This window comes from Roseiconus lacunae, assembly GCF_008312935.1.
Lineage (GTDB): Bacteria > Planctomycetota > Planctomycetia > Pirellulales > Pirellulaceae > Stieleria > Stieleria lacunae.
In genome coordinates this window covers 28,036-54,135 of sequence record NZ_VSZO01000006.1, presented here as the reverse complement: position 1 = coordinate 54,135, position 26,100 = coordinate 28,036, and the positions used below count along the sequence as shown (strand labels likewise).

The 26,100-nt window shown below is 54.5% G+C and carries 19 protein-coding genes; 10 read left to right on the top strand and 9 right to left on the bottom strand.

Annotated features, from left to right (window positions below):
- Window positions 1-60: 60 nt before the first annotated feature.
- The 3 genes from FYC48_RS10080 to FYC48_RS10070 form a co-directional block, all read right to left on the bottom strand.
- Entirely contained in the window at window positions 61-489 is a 429-nt protein-coding gene (locus FYC48_RS10080; RefSeq protein WP_149496583.1) for a hypothetical protein, read from the bottom strand.
- Window positions 490-666: 177 nt separating this feature from the next.
- Window positions 667-3,858, bottom strand: a complete 3,192-nt coding sequence (locus FYC48_RS10075; protein ID WP_235034186.1) for a mechanosensitive ion channel domain-containing protein — start codon at window positions 3,856-3,858, stop codon at window positions 667-669.
- 328 nt (window positions 3,859-4,186) lie between these two features.
- Complete coding sequence (locus FYC48_RS10070; RefSeq protein WP_235034185.1) at window positions 4,187-5,560, bottom strand: purple acid phosphatase family protein; 1,374 nt, start codon at window positions 5,558-5,560, stop codon at window positions 4,187-4,189.
- A gap of 343 nt (window positions 5,561-5,903) precedes the next feature.
- Here FYC48_RS10070 and FYC48_RS10065 point away from each other — a divergent pair, with 343 nt between their 5' ends.
- Window positions 5,904-6,443 carry a PAS domain-containing protein gene (locus FYC48_RS10065; protein ID WP_200836580.1) on the top strand — a complete coding sequence of 180 codons (540 nt, stop codon included), beginning with the start codon at window positions 5,904-5,906 and terminating at the stop codon, window positions 6,441-6,443.
- A 19-nt stretch (window positions 6,444-6,462) separates the two neighbouring features.
- Window positions 6,463-7,731: a methyl-accepting chemotaxis protein gene (locus tag FYC48_RS10060; RefSeq protein WP_149496581.1), complete on the top strand. Its 1,269-nt coding sequence runs from the start codon at window positions 6,463-6,465 to the stop codon at window positions 7,729-7,731.
- Between the two features lie 42 nt (window positions 7,732-7,773).
- On the opposite strand, the gene FYC48_RS10055 is transcribed toward FYC48_RS10060, so the two are convergent.
- Window positions 7,774-8,790, bottom strand: coding sequence for a zinc-binding alcohol dehydrogenase family protein (locus FYC48_RS10055; RefSeq protein ID WP_149496580.1), 1,017 nt, complete (start codon window positions 8,788-8,790; stop codon window positions 7,774-7,776).
- 116 nt (window positions 8,791-8,906) lie between these two features.
- Here FYC48_RS10055 and FYC48_RS10050 point away from each other — a divergent pair, with 116 nt between their 5' ends.
- Window positions 8,907-9,275: a winged helix-turn-helix transcriptional regulator gene (locus FYC48_RS10050; RefSeq protein WP_149496579.1), complete on the top strand. Its 369-nt coding sequence runs from the start codon at window positions 8,907-8,909 to the stop codon at window positions 9,273-9,275.
- 210 nt (window positions 9,276-9,485) lie between these two features.
- A complete protein-coding gene (locus FYC48_RS10045; protein WP_149496578.1) occupies window positions 9,486-10,883 on the top strand; it encodes an aminotransferase class I/II-fold pyridoxal phosphate-dependent enzyme in 1,398 nt (465 codons plus the stop codon).
- Window positions 10,884-11,068: 185 nt separating this feature from the next.
- On the opposite strand, the gene FYC48_RS10040 is transcribed toward FYC48_RS10045, so the two are convergent.
- Together FYC48_RS10040 and FYC48_RS10035 are read right to left on the bottom strand one after the other, a co-directional pair.
- A complete protein-coding gene (locus tag FYC48_RS10040; protein ID WP_235034184.1) occupies window positions 11,069-13,378 on the bottom strand; it encodes a hypothetical protein in 2,310 nt (769 codons plus the stop codon).
- A 129-nt stretch (window positions 13,379-13,507) separates the two neighbouring features.
- The gene (locus FYC48_RS10035) at window positions 13,508-14,362 is read right to left on the bottom strand and encodes an AraC family transcriptional regulator (RefSeq protein ID WP_149496576.1); all 855 of its coding nucleotides are present in this window, start codon (window positions 14,360-14,362) and stop codon (window positions 13,508-13,510) included.
- A gap of 487 nt (window positions 14,363-14,849) precedes the next feature.
- Here FYC48_RS10035 and FYC48_RS10030 point away from each other — a divergent pair, with 487 nt between their 5' ends.
- Window positions 14,850-15,773: a dihydrodipicolinate synthase family protein gene (locus FYC48_RS10030; RefSeq protein WP_235034183.1), complete on the top strand. Its 924-nt coding sequence runs from the start codon at window positions 14,850-14,852 to the stop codon at window positions 15,771-15,773.
- A 292-nt stretch (window positions 15,774-16,065) separates the two neighbouring features.
- Window positions 16,066-17,517, top strand: coding sequence for an oxidoreductase (locus FYC48_RS10025; RefSeq protein ID WP_149496574.1), 1,452 nt, complete (start codon window positions 16,066-16,068; stop codon window positions 17,515-17,517).
- Between the two features lie 78 nt (window positions 17,518-17,595).
- On the opposite strand, the gene FYC48_RS10020 is transcribed toward FYC48_RS10025, so the two are convergent.
- From FYC48_RS10020 to FYC48_RS10010, 3 genes are all read right to left on the bottom strand, one after another.
- Window positions 17,596-17,946: a P-II family nitrogen regulator gene (locus FYC48_RS10020; RefSeq protein WP_149496573.1), complete on the bottom strand. Its 351-nt coding sequence runs from the start codon at window positions 17,944-17,946 to the stop codon at window positions 17,596-17,598.
- Complete coding sequence (locus FYC48_RS10015) at window positions 17,937-18,956, bottom strand: Gfo/Idh/MocA family protein (RefSeq protein ID WP_149496572.1); 1,020 nt, start codon at window positions 18,954-18,956, stop codon at window positions 17,937-17,939. The genes FYC48_RS10020 and FYC48_RS10015 overlap by 10 nt, the downstream gene beginning before the upstream one ends.
- 217 nt (window positions 18,957-19,173) lie before the next feature.
- A complete protein-coding gene (locus FYC48_RS10010; protein ID WP_149496614.1) occupies window positions 19,174-20,070 on the bottom strand; it encodes an AAA family ATPase in 897 nt (298 codons plus the stop codon).
- A 228-nt stretch (window positions 20,071-20,298) separates the two neighbouring features.
- Here FYC48_RS10010 and FYC48_RS10005 point away from each other — a divergent pair, with 228 nt between their 5' ends.
- From FYC48_RS10005 to FYC48_RS09990, 4 genes are all read left to right on the top strand, one after another.
- Entirely contained in the window at window positions 20,299-22,068 is a 1,770-nt protein-coding gene (locus tag FYC48_RS10005) for an outer membrane protein assembly factor BamB family protein (protein WP_149496571.1), read from the top strand.
- Window positions 22,065-23,180, top strand: coding sequence for a hypothetical protein (locus tag FYC48_RS10000; protein WP_149496570.1), 1,116 nt, complete (start codon window positions 22,065-22,067; stop codon window positions 23,178-23,180). Before FYC48_RS10005 ends, FYC48_RS10000 begins: the two co-directional genes overlap by 4 nt.
- Before the next feature lie 116 nt (window positions 23,181-23,296).
- A complete protein-coding gene (locus FYC48_RS09995; RefSeq protein WP_200836579.1) occupies window positions 23,297-24,172 on the top strand; it encodes a hypothetical protein in 876 nt (291 codons plus the stop codon).
- Window positions 24,173-24,216: 44 nt separating this feature from the next.
- Window positions 24,217-26,058 carry an alkaline phosphatase D family protein gene (locus tag FYC48_RS09990; RefSeq protein WP_235034182.1) on the top strand — a complete coding sequence of 614 codons (1,842 nt, stop codon included), beginning with the start codon at window positions 24,217-24,219 and terminating at the stop codon, window positions 26,056-26,058.
- Window positions 26,059-26,100 lie beyond the last annotated feature (42 nt).

Here is a 26,100-nt window from a genome sequence, read left to right as displayed (position 1 = left end):
ATGCACCGAACTGTGGCCAACGCCATGCGGCTAATCCTAAAATCGATGGTTGACGAAGTACTAGACCAAGCTGTTGGCCAACCAATGGATTGTTCCGATCAAACCTATGGCGGCCAACAAGAGACTTCCGGCACATCCGCTCTTGGAGGTCACTGCCGAACGAGTTCCCAATCGATTCATGAGTCCCTCGACAAACTCTTTGCACTCGCGTAGGTTGTTCCCAGATGCATCGCGGTACAGCTTCACTGCTTCCAGTTTGTTGCCACGATCGATTGCATCTAAGATCGCATCCATGTGGTGTTCATCAAGCGTATCAGGCGTTTCGTTTAGATGAACCGACTCGCCGCACTCAATCGAATCGACGATTTGCAGGGCCTGCCGCAACGAACAACGTTCGCGCTGACGTACCCGTTTGACCGCTTCGATTTTTTTTCCAGCATTAACGAGCGCGCGGATGTCTAACAGAAATTCGTCTGGGGCACTCGGCATGGTTTCCAATTTGAAGCGAGTTGCGAACCTGAAACGCGAACGTCCGTGTGTTCCAGACACGGCGACGGTTTACAGGGTAGGCAGATATCGTAGCAGGTTTGGGCGCCGTATTTTGCCAAGTTTGCCGGTCGAGTTGTGGCGGCGGCCGTAGCCTACCGTTTGCCGGTGGAGATTTACTTAGGCGGACCGCCGCGATGGCTTCGTAAACAGGTCTTGATCCTTCGCCAAATCCCGGATCACTGGCTGTTCGGGCTGTTCTTTGACGAGCATGCTGAGGTCACCAAGATACTTTCGGAACCGTTTAAGCAGGTCATTTCTGAACGCGACGGCCAACTTACCGTCTTCGATCCAAACGCGTATTTCTATCCGCTGGGAATGCTTGGAGATACACACGAGCGTGGCCTGCGGTGCCGGGGCGACAAGAACGTTCTCCTGTTCGGCGGCAAATTCCTGCAGCGTGCGACAGATATCCGCTGGGCGCTCATCCTTGGTCACGGCAACTTCGATTGGGATCACGGTCAACCGGCCAGCTCCCATCCAATTAACCACGTCGTCGGTGACGAACTTTTTATTCGGAATGATGTTTTCACGCCCGTCATCATCGGTCAGGACGGTGGTCCGTAAGTGCTGCTTCGCAACACGTCCGGTAATTCGCCCGATGGTGATCAAGTCGCCGAGGGAAGCGGGTTTTTCAAACAGTACCACCAAGCCGCCAAAGACGTTTCGGACCATGTCTTGCAGGCCAAAACCGAGTCCGATGGTAAGGCCGACGGCAAGCCACTGAACGGTTTGCCAACGAACGCCAAGCCAATTCAGCGCGATTAAACATCCAACGCCGAACAGTATGCATCGACCGAGGACCAGCGAAAAGTGTTCCATGCCCTCGTCAAACGAAACTCGCTGTAGCACCAACGCATCGAACAAAGCGGGCAACAACTTCGCGACTTGAAACGCGACAAACAGCGTGACGGCAGCGAAGAACACATGCACCAGCGTCACTGGTATCTCTTCGACGCTCGCCTGCATCACGGTTTGACCATTGGCGTTGACAATCGGCTTGGTGACTGTTTCCTGAACCGTCCACACAACTGGGTTGCCGGTGCGCAGATTAGGAAAAACATCAATCCAAAGGTAGCCGAGAAACAACATCCCGGCGACAACCAATCCACACTGGCACAGGAAGGCGATCTGATGTTTCAGGTCAAGATACAAACCACCTGACAAGTCGATTTCGTGGGTCGGTTCAATTTCGCCATATTCGTCAAATTTGCGCTGTGGACTTTGCCCTCCGGTCAGCACTCGCCATACGTGAGCGGCCAAAATTTTCACCGCCGGCCATAGCGTGGCGCAGATCAAGGCAAGCGAGAACGTAACCGCAAAACGCAGGATCAATTCCTGGGCGGTAAACCCGTAACCGATCGCCGATAGAAAAGCGATCGCCAGCGGCGAACCGATAGCAAACAAATACAACACCACGCGGATGCGATGAATCATCGAACCGCCGTACTTCGCAACGATTGGTTCCAAGATTCCTTTCGTCGGATGCAGGGCTCGGTGGAACGTCCAGGCGACCAGCAATAGAGTGATAATTAATCCGATTCGCGATACCGACTCTCGCCACATTCCTTGGTCGATCAATCCGGTCACGGTCACGACGTAAGCGCTGAGCACTAATCCCGTTCCGACCACCATCAGATACTGGCAGGCCCGCTGGCGCCTTGGCAGATCGATTCCCAGATGTTTGTCGACGATCCCATAGTCGCGGAGCAGTTGCCGAGGCAATTCGACCATCAGCGCGATCAAGCTGCACGCATAAAACCCGCTCGATGCTTGGAGCAACGATTCGGACACGTAGCCGCTACCGAGCCAACGCGCGATCATTAGAAATACCGCTGGCAGTAAACACGCGACCAAGACTGTCAGTCCACATCCCGCTAACTTTCGAGTCGATTTTGTTGATTCACGCAATCGCGTTTTGCTACCGATCCCCACGAGAATCGATTTGGCCCACCAGCGTAGAACCAGCAATCCAACCGTCAGCAATGCGATCACGATGCCAGAGGCTAAGTTCACACCCAGCTTTTGCTGTAGCGAAAAACCAAACTCACTGCCGCGATCAGAATCCATCAGTGAAGCTAAACCGGGGCGAAGTTTCCCGAACGATGTCCAACCGATTGTTTCACCACTTCGGATCCAAACGACGTGTCGATTGATCAGCTTTCGGTAATCCCGAGTCAATTGACTTGAGGCCGATGTTACCGCATCGATCTCCGTCAATTGTTCTTGATAATGACGATGCCCTGCCCACAGTGCCGCCAACCACTCGGCGCGTTCGGACAACAGCTGCTCGATGTTCGAACGCAACGTTTGTTGTTCTTGCTTGTTCGGATCAAAACCGGCTTGCGAGAGTACTTCGGAAGCTTGAATCGCTGCCTCGGTTCCGTCGAATGGCACTAGCTCAAGGTCGAGTTGAGCTTCGCGTGATTTTTGAAGCGACGCGTGAACCCACCCAGTCTGAGAATCGTTTGCTTGCCAGCGATCGAGCTGTTCCTTTTTATGACGGAGCAAGATACCGATCGTCGGCGTCAAACCATACTTTTCAATCTTGGCCGTCACATCGTCATAGTCTTGCTGGGTTGATCGAAGCTTCGCCTGCGCGGTTTCGACGCGTTCGGCCAACGCGATGCATTCTTCGGCCAGGTCGGCCCACAACTTGGCAAAACGTGCGTTTTCGGTTGCCACGGTACTGACCAGGTTCGGACCGCCGGCAGCAATTCGCTGGAAATGCGATTCGCTCTGTCGGGCCGAATCGACCATCGCTCGTGTGTAGACGACTTTTGATTGAACCGGGATTTCAGTTGAGGCGGCCAGTCGAACGCCGCTGCCCTTTTCCTCTCGATCTGATGTTCGAGGTCGAGCCAAACGAACGACAGGTTGGTCGGTTGATTGGCCCGCCACCCGAACACCTGCGGCTGTGACAACAGGCGCATTGAAGGGAGCATACTCCGCCGCGAACGGCGTTGAGATCGCATTCGCGGTTCTGGAAGGCACACCCGTACGAGTGTCGAAGTGAGCAGAAACTGTCGTCGCCGGTGAATCCTGCCTCGATTGTCGCAATGTCCCGGTAAAGGGATTTGCATAACGCTTATCCTCGGATTGCGACGTCTGCTCGGTCGAGGGCCCCGACGGGGCGGGAAAACGTGATCCGATTGAATGGCTGACCGCACCCGCGTTTGAAACCGGGTTGGGAATCCAGCTTTCCGAGCCTTGAGGTCTTTGAAATCGTGCCGTCTGGGCATGGAGCATTGTTGCTGGACAAATCAGCAACGCGAGGAGCAACGCGATCGCGTAACGGCGAGACTGGAGCATCGGTGGCATCGTGCCGGAGCCCGGTGGTCGAGGGTGGTGCGGGGCCGTGGGCGGAATCGATCCAATGTCCACCCACGTCGTCGCCTACCTCTTACATGATGCGTGAAGACAACACCAGATTGATCGCAAATTAATTGCTGGCATTGAATCAGTTGAGCGCTAACATGCGTCGGTGATGCATTTCATCCCGCATTGCCTGCATTCGTCAGAGTGCAATGCCGGCGAGCCGATTGCATGCTGGCTTTGGCGTTCAACGAGAGGTTTGAAGCGAACCGAAGGCAAGATACGCGATCCGAAAACGCGGCGGAATGGACGAAAAACGGAACCATTAATCATTTGCCGGTGAAGTCGTCTCAACCAGTTCGTTGATTTGCCCTGGGACTTTCTTCAACGTGAACGAATCGAAAACGTCGCCGACCGCAGTTCGAGATTCGAAATGCAATTGATCATCGTCGACCGTAATGATCTGGTAGAGTTGCGTATTGGCTTTTTGGCGGACCATGAAATCATGGTGCTGGAGTTGATACATTTTTGGTCCACTCACAGAGACGACGTAGACAGTACCGTATTCCTGCTCACGTTTGTTAAGTCCTGTGGGGACGTTGGATTCCGATGGTGTGCCGAGTCCGGTTCGCCCATAAGTATGGTCGTGTCCTTGCAAAACTAAGTCGACGCGATACCGATCTAGGATTGGCTTCCATCGTTTCCGCAGTTCATCGTTGTCGCGGCCTTTTCCCGTTGAGAACACCGGATGATGAAACGTGCAAACCACCCAGCGGCACTGGTTTGATTGAAGTTGTCGTTCTAGCCACTCCGCTTGTTCATCCAGCTTCGTGTTGCTATTGAGTCCGATGATGCGAACGCCTTGATAGACCAGGGTGTAGCACGTTTCTTCCAAACCTGCCGGACCGTGAGTTGGCAGCGCAAACGTCGGTCGCCAGTGGTGCGACAAGCTTCGGCGTCCGTCCTCCTGCTTCGCTTGTTCGTGATTACCGGGGACGGGGATGCTGGGAATCATCCCGTTCAAAAAACCGCCGGCATAAAACCACTCGCCCCACTCTGCGTCCGACTCCGCTCGATTGACCAAGTCACCGGCATGTAAAAAGAACGAAGCCTTGGGCGCGTCCGAATGAGCTTCGCGAATCACTCGTGACCACATAGAACGCAAATTGTTCTGAGCGTCACCGAAATAGATAAACGAGAACGGCTTCGGCAAATCGCTCGCGGTCCGGAAGTGAAACCACTCACTCCAATTCGATCCATCACCGACGCGGTAGGCGTATTTCGTCTCAGGCTTTAAGTTGTTGAAGTTAACGGTGTGGTACCGTGCTTTCCCAAGATCGGTTTCCAAGTCTTGTCGTTCTCCGCGCACTTGCTTTGCGTCTTCAGTGAACTTTGGGTTTCCCGATGCGATCGCGATCTCGGCAATGCTCTGACGAACCGCCGTCGACGTGCGCCAAGTCACCGCTTGGGAGTTGGCGGGATTTCCCGTCCATGTCAATACGACACGATCTGGAATCGATGTAGGACGATAGAAGTCTGCAGGCCTGGGAGGTGCCACGTGATGATCGGCAGACTCGTGTGCGTCACATTCGGGCGATTCACCTGCGAGCATTGGAATCGCGATCAAAAGGAGCGCGAGAGTTCGTACTATCGGTGCATACATGCGTCGATGGTTGAGCAACTTAGGGAGGCAGTTCATGGCGGGCAATCAAGTGTCGAGGGAAACAAGCAGTAGGATGAAATGAATCTACCAGCTACGCCAATCGACGACCATGTTTCCGTGGAACGGAGTTCGGTGAAGGTTCTGTAAGCGCAACCAGAACGAAACGAGTAACCGTCAAGTCCCGTTGTCAACCGTACGGGGTAAACCGGACAAGCCAATGAAAGTAGGCCCTGGATTGCTAAGCTTATCGGATGCTCTCAGGAGACACTCTCACCGCGTGATCGACTGTTTTTCAGCTTGACTGTTCTTCAACGCGAGTGGCTGAGAGTATCAATGTGCGTTACCGCACGTTGGTGTATCTGATTCGTAATCTTTCGAGGTGACCGCAACTTCATTGATTCAAACATCCATCACGCCCACCGGACATGAGCGAACGTTTGCCGAGTCAGAGATCATTGTTAGCAAGACGGATTTGAAGGGCGTCATCACTTATGCCAATCACGTCTTCACTCGAATCTCCGGGTTCACGGAAGCGGAATTGCTCGGGCGTCCACACAATATCATTCGCCATCCGGACATGCCGCGATGTGTCTTCAAACTGTTGTGGGACGTGATCGCGGAAGGACAAGAAATCTTTGCGTATGTTGTCAACCTTTGCAAAAACGGTGACCACTACTGGGTGCTCGCCCATGTCACGCCAAGTTTTGACAATTCCGGCAACATCATCAGCTATCACTCAAGTCGTCGAAAACCGGATCCAGAAAAGGTTGCAAAAGTCATTCCGCTGTACAAGCAATTGATTGAATGCGAAGCGAGCTATCCCGATTGGCGCGAAGGCATGCAGGCATCAACCGACTTGATGCGGCAGGTCCTTCGCGACGCCGGCATGCAATACGACGAATTCGTTTTCTCCCTTTAGACCTCTGGCCACAACGGTAATGGAAACGACACAACAGCAGATTACCGCCCTTCAAGCGGCACCTCCGCAGTCCCCAAACGTCCCAGACCAATCGGCTGCAAAAAGCGACGCACGGCGGCATCTGTTTTTCGATGAGGTCGCTCATGTTTGCCGAGAAGCTTCTCGTGGCAATCTGGAGGTTCGGATCCAAGGGTTTGACAGTTTGACCGATGGCGACGAGGAACTCGCGGCCGTTCATCATGGAATCAATTCGCTGCTTGATTACACCGAGTCGTTCATTCGAGAAGCGAAGGCCGCACTTGGTTACGCTGCCGACGGAAAGTACTTTCGTCGCGTGCTGCTAGGCGGGATGAATGGGACATTTCGGCATGCCGCTGAACTGATCAATACCGCATCGGAACAGATGAAGGAAAAATCAGACGCGATCGAGCGCGCGAAGAGCGATCGCCTATCAATGGCCGACTCCTTCGAAGAAACGGTCAAGGGAATTACCGATTCACTTCTCGACGCCACTCACGAGTTGCACGCGGTGTCGACCGAACTGTCCTCGACAGCCAAGCAGACGTCAAGCCGCTCGAAAAACGCACTCGAAACCGCCAATTACTCCGTCAAGAATGTCCGCGAAGTCAGCGATTCTGCAGAACAAATGCAGAATTCGATCACCGAAATTGATGGGAAAATGGAAGAGACTGCATCACGTGTCGAACGTGTTGTTGTCGAAGTCACCAATGCGATGGAGGTCATGAAGGCACTCGGGCAGTCATCGGCGAGTATCGATAACGTGGTTGAAACGATTGAGGAAGTGGCCCGCCAAACGCACTTGCTTTCGTTCAACGCGGCAATCGAAGCGGCGCGTTCGGGCAGCGCCGGGGCTGGTTTTGCCGTGGTCGCTGCGGAGGTTCGCAAATTGGCCGAACGAACCAAAATCGCAACTCAGCAAGTCAAAGAAGAAATCTCGCGTGTTCAATCGAACGCCGATAATGCCGTTCAATCGATCGGCCGTTTCGGGGAAGCGATCGAGCAGCTCAGCAAGACAAGCGAAGCGGTCAGTCATCTGATTCGCGATCAGAAGGTCGCTACCGATGAGATTCAAAACAACGTGACCGAAGCGATGAAGTGTACCGAATCGGTGAAAGAAAACATCTCCGGCGTCTCGGGAGCGGCAACTCAAACTGATGCCGCCACCGATAAACTACGTGAAGCGTCCGAAGACCTTGAACGACAGGGAACAGCGTTGTCACAAGGCGTGGAAATGCTGTTGGCAAAGATTCGGGCTGACGGCCCCTGAAGAGGCTGATCTTGGGGTGTCCCGGGCGGATGTGCACTTAATTTAGTGCCAGCCCTCGAGGACGATCTTGCCGACGCTGCGACCTGCTTCAAGTTGCTTGTGGGCCGCACGAAGGTTTTCGGCGTTGATCGGACGGACCACGTTGTTCGCCGTCGTCTTAATCTTCCCCGCATCGATCCAGTCTGCTATGCGATTGAGCAAGTGGTGTTGCTCGATTCGGTCGGGTGTTTGGAACATCGATCGCGTAAACATAAATTCCCAGGTCAACGAAGCAGACTTGGATTTCATGACGCTCTGGCTGAGCGGTCGCTCGTTTTCGACGATCGAAACGACTTTGCCCTGGGGGCGGATCAGGTCTGCGGTCGCATCCCAGTGTCCGTCGGTGTCGTTAAACAATGCGATGTGGTCAACGTGGCTCAGTCCCAAAGACTCGATCTGGGGACGCAGCGGCTCGCGGTGGTTGATCACATGGTCCGCACCCAAATCGCGTACCCACTGAATCGATTCCGGCCGCGAAGCTGTCGCAATCACCGTCAGCCCGGCCAGCTTTGCCAACTGGATTCCGATCGACCCGACCCCGCCGGCACCGCCGATGATCAACAGTGTTTCCTTCGCATTTCTGCCATCGACGTCGATTCCTAGTCGATCGAAAAATGCCTCGTAAGCCGTGATGGATGTCAGTGGGAACGCGGCCGCTTGGGCAAAATCGAGCGACTGAGGCTTCCGCCCGACGATCGCTTCCTCGACCAAGTGAAACTGAGAGTTGGTGCCCTGCCGGGTGATATCACCGGCATAGAACACTTCGTCGCCCGGCTTGAAAAGCGTGACTTCCGGGCCGACCGCCTCGACGACTCCCGCCGCGTCCCAACCGAGAACCTTTGGACTTTCCTCGATTTTGTCTTTAGACGCTCGCACTTTGTAGTCCACCGGGTTGACCGCGATGGCATTGACGGCGACTAACAAATCATGCCCCACCGGTTCGGGGCGGTCCATCTCGATATCAAAAAGCGACAGTGGATCTTCGATCGGTAGGTAACGAGTCAGGGCAACGGCTTTCATGGGGATTTCTCCATCTCGATGACTGAGTTCGCAGTTGCGTTCAACCGCGTCTGTCACGATAGTAGAGGTAGCGTTCTCAGCGACAAGTACGCACAATCTTGGTAGGTAGGCACAAAATGGATACTGTTGGGCGATCTCGGCACCGCGATTACGTTCGGCCAGCCTGTCCGGTCGAAGCGACATTGGAGTTAATCGGCGGTAAATGGAAAGGCATCGTTCTGTACTACTTGCTCGACGGAAAGCTGCGGTTTAGCGAACTGAAGCGAAAGATCGGCTGCGTGACGCAGCGGATGTTGACGAAGCAGCTGCGGGAACTGGAAGCGAGCGGGTTGGTGACCCGCATCGTCTACGCTGAGGTCCCGCCTCGGGTGGAGTATGAGTTGACCGCTGAAGGCGAATCACTGCGACCGATCCTGGCCGCGCTCAAGCAGTGGGGCGAGACCCATGCGCTGTCGTTATTGGAAAAACGAGAGTCGGCGGTGTGACGGGGCTTGGTTGGTCGTCGCCGGGATGCGGCGAAGTCGGCGTTAGCGGTGCTTTTGTGTCGATCTTTGACGCAACGTTCAAATACCCCTGGGCTTTCCGCCGAAAGTTTTCGACAATGGAGTTGTGTCTGCAAGAACGAACGTGTGTTCGATTGAGGCAGGCAGTTGTATTAACAGTTAACCGGACGACACATCCGTGGATCGGTCACGATGAGCGAAGCAAGCCTGGACGAACAATCAAGCGGCGACCCAACAGTCAATCCATCTGCCAAGGCCGACTCGGCAAACGCGGCGAGTGCGGAAGCGGTCAGCCATGCGGCGGCCGGAAACCCTGCCGATCACGCCGCGGCAACCGCCTCTGGGGACGATTCGCCCAACATTGACGCGCCCGCCATCGGTGCGCCAACGACCGACCCGGTGCAACCGCCATTTGAAGTCAAGCTTGCGTCTCGCGTAGGGCGATTGCCGCCCTACATGTTCGGACGGATCAACAATCTGCTGTACCAAAAACGGCGCGCCGGTGATGACGTGATCGATTTGGGGATGGGGAATCCGTCCGATCCTCCGGATCCGATTGTCATTCAGAAGCTTCAGGATGCCGCGTCGGATCCTGGGAACCATGGTTACAGTAAATCCAACGGAATCGCGAATTTGCGTCGCGAGTTGGCGGGTAAGTATCACCGCAAGTACGGCGTTCGGCTCGATCCCGAGTCGGAGATTATCGCTTGTTTGGGAAGTAAAGAAGGCTTCTCGCACATGTGCTTGGCTTTGATGGGGCCTGGCGACACGGCGATGATTCCCTCGCCGTTTTTCCCGGTGCACATGTACGGCGTGATTTTGGCGTCAGGAAACGTTGTCGCTCTTGATGTTTCCGATTCGGAAACGTTTTTGCGAAACGTCGCCTACACCTGCGAGAATCTGACACCGATTCCGAAGGTGTTGATCGTCAACTACCCGCACAACCCAAGTTCCGCGGTCATCGAACCGGAATTCTTTGTTGAGGTCGTTCGGCTCGCCAAAAAGTACGGCTTCCTGGTCATTCATGACTTTGCTTACGCAGACGTGGCGTTTGACGGCTATGTTCCGCCGAGCTTCCTTGCCGCGCCGGGCGCTAAAGATGTGGGCGTCGAATTTACGACCATGAGTAAAGGTTACAACATGGCCGGGTGGCGCGTCGGCTTTTGCGCTGGCAACCCCGACATGGTCCGTGGGCTCGGCACGATTAAAGGCTACTACGACTACGGAATGTTCCAGGCAATCCAGATTGCTGCTATCGTGGCCCTGCGCGAGACCGAGGCGACCGTCGAGAAACAATCGGAAATCTATCAAAGCCGCCGCGATGTGCTTGTCAGTGGACTACGCCGTCTTGGCTGGGAAATGGAAACCCCTAAGGCCGGTATGTTTGTCTGGGCACAGGTCCCCGAACCTTGGCGAAGCAAGATGAGCACGATGGACTTTGCAATGAAGTTGCTCGAAGAAGGTAACGTCGCGGTCAGCCCTGGAAGTGGATTCGGATCGGCTGGCGAAGGATTTTTGCGAATGTCGCTCGTCGAAAACGAACATCGTTTGCGTCAAGCGGTACGTCAAATTGCGAAATGTTTGTCATAGCGGATCGCATCGCGCAAGTCAGTGACTGACTTGGGAGCTTTTTCGCACTGATTGGAGGTTTGCCCAAAGGCGATTCCGATGGGCCCTTCGCTAATCAGGCCGAATGCTTCTCCGCCCCCCGCCCCCGTCCCCGCCCGGCGGAGAAGGGCGGCGGTGCACGACGCGGTTTGCCGTGCCTTTGTTGACTAAGGCGTTTGCGTCTGCTTCAAATAGTTTTCGAAGAACCTATAAATTACCTCGTTGGAATCATCGTTGGGTGAATGGTCGGGGCGGTTGGTCATCATCACGCGCCCTGTCGCTCCCAGCAAACGGTAGACCTCGCGAGTGCGGTTGAGTGCCTGCCAACGCGTGATCGGGTCTTCGCTGCCACCGGAGACAAGGAACGGGCGCGGTGCCATTAGTGCATGGAGTTCATGCAGGTCACGGCCCTGATCTAAGAGTTGCGGATAAAGCCCGCGAGCCGGATTTTCCGCGGTCGGCACACCCCGATCTCTCCATGGCTTGGGATGATAGCCCAGGTACCAAGGTTCCCAGTAGTTAACGCTGGGACGTTGATCGAAAACGATCCCTGGGTCCGACCATGCCGCGCAGGCAAACCGATCGAACAAACAGGATGCAAACATCGCCCACTTCCCGCCAAAGGAATGGCCGACGATGCCGATCCGCTTTTCATCGACGTCTGGACGGTTGGCTAGTACATGCCAAGCGTTCGCCGCAGCGTAAGCGAGCATTGAAAGTGGTTGAACGCTGGCATTCTCGATCGACGGATGATAGATCGAATAGGTCTTCGCCAGACTTGCGTCAGTCGTTCCAATCGAAAGTGTGACGAACCCTCGGCGGGCTAACTGTAAGGCAAAGTCTCGATTCGGCTTCCCCTGACCGATCGCTGTTTCTGGTTCGTAGAAGACCGTCACGACGGCGGGATGCGGCCCTGGCGAATTGGGGACGAGTAGATAGCCAGTCGTTGTTTCCGTCGGCGTCCATCGGAAGCGAATTCGTGATTGAGTGCAGTTCTCTAGCTTCTCGGTCGCCAGGATGTCGATGTCCTGTGTGGTGATAAGCGGTGGCCATTGGCCAAGCAGCGAGTGCCACTGCCGACGCAATAATTCCCTCCGCTTCAACCACCCGTCGGCCGTCTCGACTGTTCCGCCATCGTTGAGGGCTAGCACCGATCGGTAATTGCCGGTTTGATCTCGCAGCGCAGCCGGCGGCTCAGCATAACGAGCTAGGGGCGTCGGCGTTGACTGACCGAATTGTTTGTTGGGTCGGTTCCAATGCAGCTTTGCAATGAAGATGCTGTTGTCACTGCCGTGCTTTTCGACGCCTAACGGCTGCATCCATTCGGCGGCGGTCACCCAGGTCTCATCCGCCGAGACATCGACGACGCCAAAATTTCCTAGCCTTGCTCCGCGCTGAGGAACGATGATTTGTTCGGTGCCTTTCAACAGGGTCAACGATTTTGGATCAACGCGGGCGATGAATAGTGGCGCACGATGGCGAAACACGTGATCGTTATCAGCGCCGCGGCGGGTGTAGACAAGATACAAACCGTCGCTGTGCGTAACCCAATGCTGCTGCGTATTGTAATTGAGCAACTTCGTTCCATCGTCGAACTTCCAGTGGCGAGGTTCGCTGTATTGAAGCCCATCGTCACTGACGCTCACATACGCTCCATCGTCGTTGCGAAGTGTTAAATAGAACCGATCTTTGAAATGAGTGATCGATGGTTCGTACAGGCCACGTTTGATGGGAAGTGTTAGCGCGTTTCCAACGTCAACAAAATGCAGCGTTTCGCCGTCAAATCGACAGCGGCACACTGCGGAGGAGAATTGTTTGTCCTCGGGGCGTTTGAAATAGAACGGGATGAGGACGTCACCTCCCACCAGATCGACGCGTTGTTGACTCCCCGAGCCCGCGCTGACGAATCGCGGTTCGTCGGGCAACCGCACCGTCTTCCAACGTTGCCAACGATTCCTTCTATGATCGAAGACTGCGTATGCGATCCCGCGCGGACGGACGTGCATGACTCGGTTGTTTCGGTACCAAACCGTTTGTCCGATGCCTAAAAGCCGCTGGCTGGCTGCATGCCACTGAGGTGAAAAATCGCAAACGGTTGTTTCGTCGCCAGGTTGCAACAACTTCAGACCAAGATCAGCTCCCGTTGGAAGTGGATCATCAGGTCCGGTGTGGGTCTCTCTTGCGAAGCTGTCAATCGGTACCCAGTCTGACCACGTTTGCCCCCCGTCGCGACTTGTCGTTTGATGCAATCGATAGAAGACGTCCGAGCCCGAAAGAAGCAATTTTTGTGCGGTCATCACGACTTTCGGCTCTTCAGCTTCGGGACGCATCACGTTGCCCGGAACAATCCCGGCGCGGGCGTGGACCCAACACATCGTTCCATCAAAGCCCGATTTGGCGACGGTTAGTTCGTGTGCAAAGTCGAGTTGACCGTTGGCACCGGTTTCCTGCGCCGCGGCATGGCCGGGTTCAAGCATAAGGGCAAGCAAAAGGGCCGCGTTTGCCACGGCCCATCGAAAGTTTGAAGGTTGCTTCATCGTCGTGTCTCGAGGCTTAAAAATAGAGCTGGGACGCCGATGATCATAACCCAAAACCTCTACTGACGATCAGCTTGGCGATGAGTTCACTTGCTTTCGATATGCTTTTGGCGATACGCCGGTCTGAGATTTAAATTGTCGATAGAACGTCGAAAGGTCATTGAAGCCGCATTCGAACGCGATCGATGCGATCGACAAACCGGTTTGGGCAAGTTGGTGCTTGGCGTGATTGACGGCAATCTTTCGAACGTACGTTAGCCAAGTCTGACCGGTGATTTCTTGAAACAAGCGAGTGAAGGTGCGACGCGACATGCCCAATGATTTTGCGGTGTCGTCAATTGTCGTCGCTTCATAGAATTCCATTGCCAGCCGTCGGACATAGTCTTGCATCGCTTCTCGGTCATCACTTGCGTGGATGTTTGGTTTGGTTTGCTGGGCTTCAACGGCATCGACGACCCATTCGATCAAGCGTGAAGCAGCGGCAACCATGCCGATCTTCTTAGACCGCTGTTGGCTGTGTTGTAAGTGTCGCATTCGCCTCAGCTGGGTTGCCACTCGGCCGGCATCGTACCCGCTTGTCGGCACCAGTCCGGGTTTGATTAGGTTGGCAATACCCGCATCGAAACTCATCAATTTCGCGGAGATGCAGCAGATGTATAAGCTGCTCGCCGCATCGGGGGCATCGGCAATCCGATTCGGCGTTTTGGGCGGAACGAGAACTAATTCGCCATTTCGGAAATGGGTCACACGATCCGGGAATTCTATGACACCGCGACCGCGGAGGACGAATACCAACTTCAGGAAATCGTGTTCTCGCCAGTCCATCGTGAATTGCGGAGAGTGGTGGCTCTCAAGTACCAGCACACCCCAATCAGGTAGGTCTTCGTCGAGCGGTCGGTCGGTGAGTTTGTTGCGGCTGGACAATGAACAGCTATGGAAGAACAGCTATGGAGAAGAATTGTTGCGATGAAGAATTGGGGGAAGCGGCTGTTTGGGACCCAAATTTACGCCGACGCAAACGAGGAGAATCGGCAAACATCGATTTTGCCCGATTTGCAAAAAAGAATGTGGCGGTTTACCAAGACTGCGTCAATCGTTCTTGGTATTTTCTTAGCGGCTTGGATGACTCTCTCCGAAGATCGGATAGTGCGACGTTCACGTTTTTGTGAACTCCAAGTCGCTGCGTCGGTATTGGAGTCGTTCCTTCGGTGCGTGATGGATGTTTCACCCCGAGAGTCCGAACCTGGAGTCGCGGTCGAAGTCCTTCATCCTTCTTTGAGCGGGAAGATGAAGGCGTTCCAGCGACAAACCAACGAAGCAGTGTCTTCCCCCCGTTCCACTTTTTGATGATCGACCGATGCCACCGATTGAACCGACAGCTTTGTTAAGGCCACGACGAAAAGTCACCGGGATGTCCGCGATTTTGCTACCGTTGACCGAAGGTACATCGGTCGACTGGGAAGGTTTCGATGCCCATGTGGTCAGGACGTTCGATGCGAACTTGGTACCAGCGATCAATATGGACACCGGTTACGGAAATCTGATCGATGCTGGCACCCGTATCGAAACGCTTCGACGAACCCAATCACTTGCTAACGGCCGAGACTTCGTCGCGGGAGCATTCGTTGGTGATCAAGCAGGGGCCGACTTTGATCGATCATCGTATGCCGCATCGATGGAGCAGATCCAATCATTCGGTGGAACCCCGATCATCTTCCAGTCGTACGGACTGGCGCACCAAAGCGACGACCAAATCATCCAGGCTTACGAAGCCATCGCCAGCGACTGCGATAGCTTCTATGCCTTTGAACTAGGCCAAATGTTTGCACCTTTTGGCCAGATCTATTCGCTTGACGTCTACGAAGCCTTAATGGGAATCGAAAAATGCTTGGGGGCAAAGCATTCTTCGCTCAGTCGTGAGTTGGAATGGCAGCGTTTGAATCTACGCGATCGTGTCCGTCCGAGCTTTAAGGTTCTGACGGGCAATGACTTGGCGATCGATATGGTGATGTACGGAAGCGACTACCTGCTCGGTTTGAGCACGTTTGCCCCGGATGCTTTCGCGATTCGTGATGAATTGTGGCTACAGGGCGACTCACGATTTTATGAACTTAATGATCTCCTGCAGTATCTGGGGACGTTTGCATTCCGTCGCCCCGTTCCCGCGTACAAGCACAACGCCGCGATGTTCCTCAAGTTGCGTGAGCAGATCAAAACCAGCTTGACATACCCGGGATCCCCCGAACGACCTTCATCGGACTTGGATGTTCTGTCACAGATTCGGGAGGACTTGCAGCGATTGATCGGTGTGCATGCGACTCCGCTCGTTGTGTGAGCGAGTGCAACAGAAAAGTCACAGTTAGGTGACATGGAATGTTCAAACCAGAACGTTTCCCACCGATCTACGCCAACTCGTGACGCTGTCACATTCGGATCACAGGTTTGCGTCCCGGTCTTATCGTATCGCTCTCTCCTACAGACTTCAGATTGCGACCGAAGCGGACGCGCAGTCTGCGGTGAAGAATCGTTCGTCTCGACCGGATCTTGGACCTGTATCCGATGACCTGATCCCTTGTCTCCTATTTCATCCAATTTTTGATCTCATCCTTTTGTCACGTTGATCATTCATGGCGAACTATCCACGCATCGCAAGTTTTAAAACCTTTCAAGACTTTGACCAACGGTTAACCGAACTCGGGTTGCGGATGCCGCGAGAGGAAGTGGTCCGCTGCGGATCGGAGAGTCCCATGGCCCGATCCGCGAAAGTGGGGCCACTGACGATCGGGAACCGCTATTGCATCTTGCCGATGGAAGGTTGGGATGGGACCAAAGACGGACGACCAACCGAACTGACCCGCCGGCGGTGGAAGAACTTTGGTATCAGCGGTGCGAAGTTGATGTGGGGGGGAGAAGCGGTAGCGGTGCGTCATGATGGTCGTGCCAATCCGAATCAGTTGTGTTTGACCGAGCAAACTGTCGGTGATATTGCTGCCCTGCGTGAATCATTGACCGAGGCGCATCAGGACCGGTTTGGCGAGACGGACGGGCTTGTCGTCGGGCTTCAGTTAACCCATTCAGGTCGCTATGCCCGGCCGAACGAAAAAATGACACCGGAACCCCGGGCGGTGCAGCGCAATCCCGTTCTTGATAAACGGGTGCAGATCGATTCGGACGCGGGGTTGATCACCGACGATGAGCTTAAGTCGCTGATCGACGATTTCATCAAGGCAGCAAAGACGGCTCAAAATATCGGCTACGATTTTGTCGATGTAAAACACTGTCACGGATACCTGGGCCACGAGCTTTTGAGTGGCGTCGATCGTCCGGGCCCCTTCGGTGGCAGCTTCGAAAATCGAACCCGATTCTTGCGGGCGATCGTTGAAGGTATCGCATCGGAGGCACCGGGCATGCAGATCGGTGTTCGGTTAAGCATGTTCGATGTGTTGCCATTTCACAAAGGCATCGACAATATCGGCGAGCCTGAGGAGGCGGGGGATCCAAGGTTGGTGTTTGGCGCGAACGCCGCGGCCGACGGGATCGATTTGGAGGAACCGAAAAAGTTTCTTGATCTGATGCAGTCACTTGGTATCAAGCTGCTTTGTACTACCGCCGGAAGCCCCTATTACAACCCGCACATACAACGTCCGGCGTTTTTCCCACCGAGCGACGGATACGATCCACCGGAAGAACCGTTGATCGGTGTCGACCGACAAATCATGGCGACCGCCGAATTGAAAAAGCAATTCCCGGAGATGTTCATCGTCGGCTCCGGTTACACCTACTTGCAGGATTATTTACCTGGTGTCGCACAGGCTGTCGTTAGTCAAGGCTTAGCCGATTCCGTTGGGTTGGGGCGTATGGTGCTTTCGTATCCCGATCTACCGGCGGATGTCTTGGAAGGGAAAACGCAACAGCGCAAAAAAATCTGCCGAACTTTCAGCGACTGCACCACGGCCCCGCGGAAGGGGATGGTCAGCGGGTGTTATCCGTTGGACCGTTTCTACAAAGACCGTCCCGAACGAATGGAGTTGGTGAAGCTCAAGAAATCCGCGACCACCGGAAGTGATTCGTCAAAGTGATCTCCACGGAGTACGTGTGCAAACGCCAAGACGCCTGACGTGACCGGACGCCGGTGGGAGTCATTGGTGGGTAAGCGTTTACCAGCCCGGTTCATATTCGGGATGTTCGTCAGCCATGTCGATCACGTCAGCAACGGGTAAGACAAAGATCTTTCCATCTCCGATTTGACCTGCCGAACCGGTCAACGCTTGTCGTGTGATGGCATCGATCACGTGCTCGAGTTGGTCCTCGTGGACCATGATTTCGACAACGACTTTCCGCAACAGGTCGACCTTGTATTCGTTCCCTCGGAAAAGGGCGCTTTGCCCGCGTTGACGACCGTAGCCCATTGCGTCGCAAATCGTCATGTCTTCGACATCCAGTTCACGCAGGGCGTCCCGCACATTAGATAGCTTGGTTGGCTGGATAATCGCAACAACTACTCGCATGTCGACTCCGAAAGTGACGAGGGGTTGTGTTCGGTTGGTTCGGTCATCTTAACCGGCGTCGACTGTTTTGCCGACCGATCGAGTTGGCTAAGCACGCGTTGCGTCAGCAAAGAGAGTCGGTTGTACTCTTCGAGCGACTCACTTCCGACCAGGGTTTCAATCATTCGAATTTCTTGGCGGTCAGAAATCTCATTCGAGGTCACGCTACCGTTAGCATCGTGAATCCAGAATCGTGAGGGGCGGTCCGCCCACGGACGAGTGAAGTCGTCACAGATGAGCGATGCATCGCTTCCGGCGACTTCGAACCATTTTCGTGTCGATGTGTCGTACCCAAATGAAAGTGTCGCCGTCACATGCCCAGGAAACCAAAGTGTCGCAGACGTACGGATCGGCACATCATTTTCCACCACCGCATGATCCGCAAAGACACGCTCGGGCACACTTCCGGCCATCAAACAGGCAAGACTGACCGTGTACCATCCGAGGTCAAGCAAACAGCCGCCGCCGAGTCGTTTGTCCAGACGATGCTCTCCATCCTGGAATGGTCGATAGAAGGAGACAGACGCAGACACATGACCTATTTTCCCGAGATCACCGCGCTGTGCGATCGCGCGCATTTCCTGGGTTCGGCGATGATGCAAATAGGCGGTTGCGTCAATCCATCGTACATCTTCCGCTTTGCACGCGTTCGCGATTTCCTCGGCTTGCTGAACGTTGCATGCGAGTGGTTTTTCACAAAGAATGGTCTTCTTTGCGCGTGCCGCCGCGACACACCAGGTCGCATGCAGCGCCGGTGGCAGCGAAACATAAACGGCATCGACGTCATCGCGGCGGAGCAATTCGTCGTATCCGCAGACGGCATTTGCGATTCCGTACTGGGATGCAAACCAATCGGCGCGTTCTTGTTGACGACTCGCGATCGCCGTCACAGAGACCGACGGTGTCGATTGCAAATCGGCTACCAAACGCCGTGTGATGCGTCCGGTTCCAATAATTCCAAATCGTGTCATCTCTCGCTGAGTCCTTTTGTTAAACTTCGCTCGACCATCGGGATTCGGCAACGTCGGTTGCGTCGAGAGTTCGTCTCGCCAAAGGTCAGTCTTTGACGTATTTTCCGACCCGTGATGGCCTCCCCGATCGCAGGCGAATATCGACGAAGACGATCGACAGACCGTTTCTACAAAGTTTTGTAAAGCGGTCGATCCGGTTGACGCAATGAGGGTAACGCTACACCGGAACGGGAATGGTTTCCAACAGTTGCGTGATCATTTCTTCGACGACCAAACGCGATGACTGCGTCGCGAAGTCATCCAATTGGACGCGGTGTGACAAGGTGCTCACTGCCAGGGCCTTGATGTCATCGGGAATGACGAAGTCACGTTGTTCGGTCACCGCTCTCGCTTGACAACCACGGTAAAAGCTTAGTGCAGCTCGTGTGCTTACCCCCAGACGGAAATCAGCACTCGTTCGCGTTGCGACCACTATTTTTAACAAATAGTCTTGAAGTGACTCGTCGAATCGCACCTGCCGTACCGCAGATTGCGCCTTAAGCACGTCATCGGCGGTCACTACACTGTGGATCGAATCAACCGGTTCACCGTCGCGATGCGATTGCAAAACCCTTCGTTCATGTTCCGGTTCTGGGTAACCGACGCTCGTTCGCATCAGGAACCGATCCATTTGGCTTTCGGGCAAAATATAGGTGCCTTCGAACTCGTACGGATTCTGCGTCGCTACAACGATGAATGGTTGTGGTAAGACGTAGGTTTTACCGTCGACGCTGACTTGGCCGTCGCTCATCGCTTCCAACAATGCCGATTGAGTTCGTGGCGGCGCGCGGTTGATTTCGTCTGCCAAGACGACGTTGGCGAAGATCGGACCCGGCGTAAATTGAAATTTCTGGTCGTCACTGCGATAAATCGAACTGCCAGTGATGTCGCTCGGTAGCAGGTCGGGAGTGAACTGTATGCGATTAAACTCGGTATCAATACTGCCGGCTAACGCTTTTGCGGCCAACGTCTTGCCGACTCCGGGTACGTCTTCAAGCAGCAGGTGTTCCCCGGCGAGCAGTGTTAGGACGATCGAGCGAATCGCTTCACTTTTGCCCAACATCACCGACTCCATGTTCTTCCGCAGTCGGCGAGCGGTCTCGTAAGCATGCTCCATCGTTAGTAAAACAAGATCGGGAAAGAATCGGCGAATGAACGGGTAGACATATTAACTCACACCCCGGCAAGGGCGGAACCCAGCGTGGTCGACATCGTCCGTCGACCTTGCCAAATCCTCTCCCCCCCGTTTTGGCATCGCGTTTCTCGGTCCCCCAACAGCTTGCGATCCCGGCATTGGTCAAAAATGAAAAATCAGCAGCCACCGTCTTCACCCGAACAAGTCAGTCCCAACGTCGGCGATGAAGGCTTCCAATCACCGGAAGATCAGAGTTCAGGTTCCGGCTCGATGTTCCCCCCCGAAGCGGACTCTCGGCGCGCGGTGCGAAGCATCTTTGTCGCGTCGGGGCTCCTGTTGATCGGAATTTGTGTCGCCGTCGTCGCTCAATACCTCGCACCGGATTTCGATCATCAAAATGCAAACTTGATCGGCATCGGGGCGGTCGGTCTGACCGCCGTTTACTTGCTCTTTAGTATCTATCGGGTTGATTGGCGTGCCGGTCATCGGTTTCGTTTGCCGGGCTTATTGGTCGCTCTTTTGATCGGGTTCGTCGTGCTTTTCCGGTTTGATGGTTTTAGCGGCGAAATGCTACCGATCTTCAAGTCTCGCTTTGCCGCGGGAGAGAGTTTTGTACTCGAATCGGTGAAGCAATCGGACGAGCGATCAGAGAGCGGAACCGGCACCTCCGCCTCTCAGGAAAAGCAGCCCGCTTTCGACTCGCCTCAATTTTTGGGCCCGGCACGAAACGGCGTCATCTCCGAAAGGTTGTTTCAAGTTCCGATGGATCCTGCCGAGGTTGAAGTGGTTTGGGATCATGGGATCGGTCAAGGGTGGTCCTCTTTTTCCGTGTCTGGTGGCTTCGCGGTAACGCTCGAGCAACGTGACGACCAGGAATGCCTGAGTTGCTACCGTATCGCCGACGGTGGTTTGGAGTGGATGACGCAGCATGAAGGCTTGCATCACAATACCCTTGGTGGAACCGGCCCCAGGTCGACTCCGACGATCGACCAAGGGAAGGTCTATGCGACCACCGCGACGGGGCACCTGTGGTGTGTCACACTCGAGGAAGGCAATGTGGTTTGGTCACAAGATTTGCTCTCGATCGCGGGTTGGAATCAAGTTGAATTTGAAGCTGCCGCTCCGTGGGGATATGCCCCCTCGCCACTCATCGTCGATAACCTTTGCATCGTCCCTTTAGGTGGACCGCGGGAGTCCTCGGACGCTTTCTCACTCATCGCTTTCGATCGCGAAAATGGTGACATCAGATGGAAAGGTGGCGACGATCAACTTAGTTACGCGTCACCGATGCTGATGACCTTTGACGGTGATCGGCACGTCGTTTCGGTGAACGAGAAAACTGTTAGCGGGCATCGTCTCACCGATGGTAAAACGTTGTGGTCGTTTGACTGGCCTGGATCGACCAATACCGGTGCGACTTGCGCGTCGGCATTGCCGGTGCCAGGAGGTCGGGTCCTCGTCGGAAAAGGCTACGGCGGTGGCAGTGCCCTCGTTCAGGTCCATCGCAGCGATAGCGGCTGGAGTACAGAAGACGTTTGGCGATCTAATCGAGTCTTGAAGACGAAATTCACGCACGCAAATGTACGGGATCAGGTCGCATTCGGAATCAGCAACGGATCACTTCAGGCGGTCGATCTCACCGAACCGAGTGTGTTCTGGACACAACCACGGCGACAACGAAGCGAAGAAGGGCATTCGATCCTGGTCGATGATGTGCTGGTTGTCCAAGATGAGCAGGGTGATTTGGTGTTTGTAAACGCATCGCTCGCAGACTACGAAGAGCTCTTGAGGCTGGACGCGTTAAACTCAAAAACTTGGAACATTCCCACGGTCGCGGGCCGCTACGTATTGGTTCGCAATGATCGGCAAGCGATCTGCTATCGGATGCCGCCGATCGAGTCTGATGCGATCGATGTGAACTTACCTGAGAAAAGATGAGTCGTGCCGCCTCCAACACGCCGTTGACAAAGTTGCCGTGGTTGTTCGGACCACGGATCGATGTATTGACGTTCGGTGGGAGTTGCTTGTTAGCGTTTGCGTTTTTAGGGATCGGGAACTATTTCGGAGTCCTGCATGACGACACGCCAGACTGGACGTGGGTGATCGCGATTTTGCTGATCGATGTCGCCCACGTCTACGCAACCGGCTTTCGTGTCTATTTCGATCCCGGTGAACTGCGACGTCGGCCCTGGTTATATGGGCTGACCCCGGTGCTTGCTTTTACCGTTGGTTGGGCGTTCTATAGCGAGAGTTCCGCGATGTTCTGGCGCTGCTTAGCGTACCTAGCGGTATTCCACTTTATCCGGCAGCAATATGGCTGGGTTGCATTGTATCGGCGGAAAGCAAACGATCATGGAGCGATTGGAAAGTGGATCGATACGGCCGCGATCTATCTCGCGACTGTTTATCCGTTGGTTTACTGGCATTCCAACCTGCCACGGAAGTTCTGGTGGTTTCAGGCGAATGACTTTGCGGAACTGTCGCTGGACTTATCCGTGGTTTTAGAACCGTTTTATTGGATCAGTTTAGTCGCTTACGCATCACGATCCTTCTACCGCGGCTTCGTTGCCGGTCAATGGAATCCAGGGAAAGACCTTGTCGTATCGACAACCGCCCTGTGCTGGTATGTCGGCATCATCGTGTTCAATTCTGACTACGCATTTACGGTGACCAATGTAATCATCCATGGCATCCCGTATCTTGTTTTGGTTTATTGGTATCAGCAAGCAGCCGTGAGCCCGGACGCGACATCCGATCAGACGACGGATCAGCGGCGAACTCGAATGATATGGCAACTCTCCAGATTCGTTGGGCTAATCTGGGTACTGGCGTACGTCGAAGAGTTAGTTTGGGATCGCGGCGTTTGGCATGAACGAGAATGGCTGTTCGGATCCGCCTGGAATTTCGAAGGCCTTGAGACAGTCATCCCGCCGTTGCTTGCCGTACCACAGGTCACTCACTACGTGCTCGACGGTTTCATTTGGCGACGTCGTTCGCACCATGCCGTCGCTCGCATTGGTAGTTCAAGCAACAAGATCACCGTGCACTGATCATGCGTGTTTAGAAACCACGCTACGCCACTTCAGACTCCGCACCGCGCGAAAGTCCTTCACCAGCCTCGACGATCTCTCCCATGATTCACCACGCCAATGACCCACGCACAGCGATGATTCTATTAAGGTTCGCTACGTTTTTGTGTCTCGGCGGTTGGGCGTGGGGGCATCTGTATTGGGAAGGCCCGTACGGCGTTTTACTGTGGCAAGACTCGACCTATCAGATAGCGCAGTGGTTAGGAATCAGCTGGGACGAATTCGTGGGGTCGGGTGCCGGTGACGGTTGGGTGCAGCGCTGCAATGTGTGGATCGGTTGGTTCTATGCGTTAGCGGCTGTCCTTTCGCTGACCGCGCGCCGAACGTCCTACGTCCAGCTCGCGATCTTGACGACGAGTACGCTTATGTTGGGGATATTGAGTTATGCGAAATATGTCTCTGCCCAGTATCAACTTCCGATGCTAATCGAACATGGCGGCCAGGTTTTATCCCCACTACTGTTGACAACGGCGATCGTCAAAGGACCAACTCATCGGGGCACCATTATCATCGCGATGATCGCCGTCGTCACCACATTTGCCGGGCATGGATCTTATGCGATCGGATGGTGGCCAACCCCGGGGAATTTCTTTGCGATGACGACGCTGACACTTGGATTGGAGTATGAATCCGCGAAAACGGTCCTGCGTGCTGCCGGCGTGCTAGACTTTGCCGTTTGTGTTCTGCTGTTTGTCCCCCCGCTGAGGCAGATTGCCGTCGGCTATGCTGCAGTCTGGGGGATGCTCACCGCGCTGGCGCGTCCGGTCGCGGGGATGTCGATGACGTTGATCTACTGGGGGGCGGATCAATACATTCACGAGACAGTACTTCGTGCGCCGCATTTCCTGATTCCGCTGTTCCTGGTGTTCGTTTGGCGAAAGCCAAATTTCCGTGTGGATCGAAATTCGGCTGATCAACAAACGCCCGCTGTCGTCGGCGTCGTTAGCAGATAAACTATCGTCGCCCCGCCGTTTCAATGTTTCTTTCGGGAGTCCCGATGAAGACCATCGTTCGCTTTTCGGTTCTTGTTGCGATGTTGTTGAGCTTTGGAAGCTCGGCGTTCGCTCAGGCAAATCGTTCACGTCCACGACGCCCCGATTTGAGCATTCCCAAGGTCGACAAAAAGGATCTCATCTGCTTCGCGCTCTATACCGTCAGCGATCAGACCCTCAAGCTGACCGCCCAGTTGTATCCGCTCGCCGACGATGATCCAAAAGTCGTGCGATTGGAGATTCAAAGAGAAGGCAATTGGGTGGAAATTGACCGTACCGAAGTGATCCAACCGGGGTGGACGGCAACGTTTCGGGTCGAACGTTGGGATGATGGCCAAGCCCACACCTACCGGGTCGCTCATGGCAATGAAGCGTTCTACGAAGGGACGATTCGTAAGAATCCTGTCGACGAAAGCGAGATCGTGATTGCCGCGTTCACCGGGAACTCGATTCACCCCGCGCATGGAGGTGATATCTCACGGCAAGACTTAATCGACAACGTGAAGCGGGTTGACGCGGACCTGCTGTTTTTCTCCGGCGATCAAGTTTACGACCATAATCGTCACTATGCGGCTTGGCTGAAATTTGGCCGCGATTTCGGCGAGATCATCCGACATTGTCCGACCGTTTGCCTGCCAGATGACCATGATGTCGGCCAACCAAACCTATGGGGTGAAAGTGGGAAAATTTCCACGCTCAGCGGTGCCGCCGATGGTGGATATGCGAAACCGGCTCCCTATGTGAAGGAAGTCGAACGTGCGCAGACGAGTCACCTACCCGATCCGATCGACCCTCACCAGATCGGCCAAGGAATTGGCGTTTACTTCACGAACCTCAACTGGGGCAACGTCGACTTTGCCATTCTTGAAGATCGTAAATTCAAGACAGGTCCGGCTGGCCGTGTCCCCAAGCAAGGACCTCGTCCCGATCATATTCGCAATCCGGAATACGATCCTGCCAGCGTTGACGTTGACGGTGCCGTATTGCTCGGAGAACGCCAGCTAAAATTTCTGCGAAACTGGTCTGGCGACTGGCGTAACGCTGAAATGAAAGTAGCGTTGTCGCAAACCATTTTCTGCGGTGGCGCACACATTCATGGTTCGGCCAACGGACGCTTGCATGCGGATATGGATTCTAATGGTTGGCCCCAATCGGGCCGCAATCGAGCGCTCGAAACACTTCGCAAGGGCTTTGCTTTTCACCTCGCAGGTGACCAGCATTTGGCGACCATCTTTCATCATGGCATCGACGAACACCGTGATGCCATTTGGTCGTTCTGTGTGCCTTCGATTGCAAACTTGTACTTACGGTGGTGGCAGCCACTCGAACCTGGCAAAAACCGAGAGCCCGGTAGCCCGGAATACACCGGGGACCAGCTGGATGGATTCGCAAACAAAGTCACCAATTATGCGGCAGCTAATCCAGAACCGTCGCCGGCAGGCAAGCTGCTTAACACTCGTGCAGCGGGCTTTGGAATCGTTCGACTTCAAAAGGACCAGCGGACGATCACGATGGAATGCTGGCCGCGCAACGTCGACGTGACTGATTCGAATGCCAAACAATACCCCGGTTGGCCACGCACCATTTCTCAACTCGACAACTACAACCCGCCGTCCTGGGGAAAGCTGGGGAAATTGACGTTCGATGTCGACGATCCCGTTGTCCAATTGATCGATGCGAATACGGGAACAACCCTGTACACAGTACGAGCGAACGGAAAATCCTTCATACCTTCGGCTCCCAAAGATCGTGTATTTAAAGTCAAGGCTGGCCAGTATGCTCCGGACAAAGTCGTCGCTACCGACGCCAAAGTGGGGAGCGAACCGATCAACGTGACGCTGAAGTAGCCCAGCTCGATAAGAGATACGGACTAATCAATTATTACTATC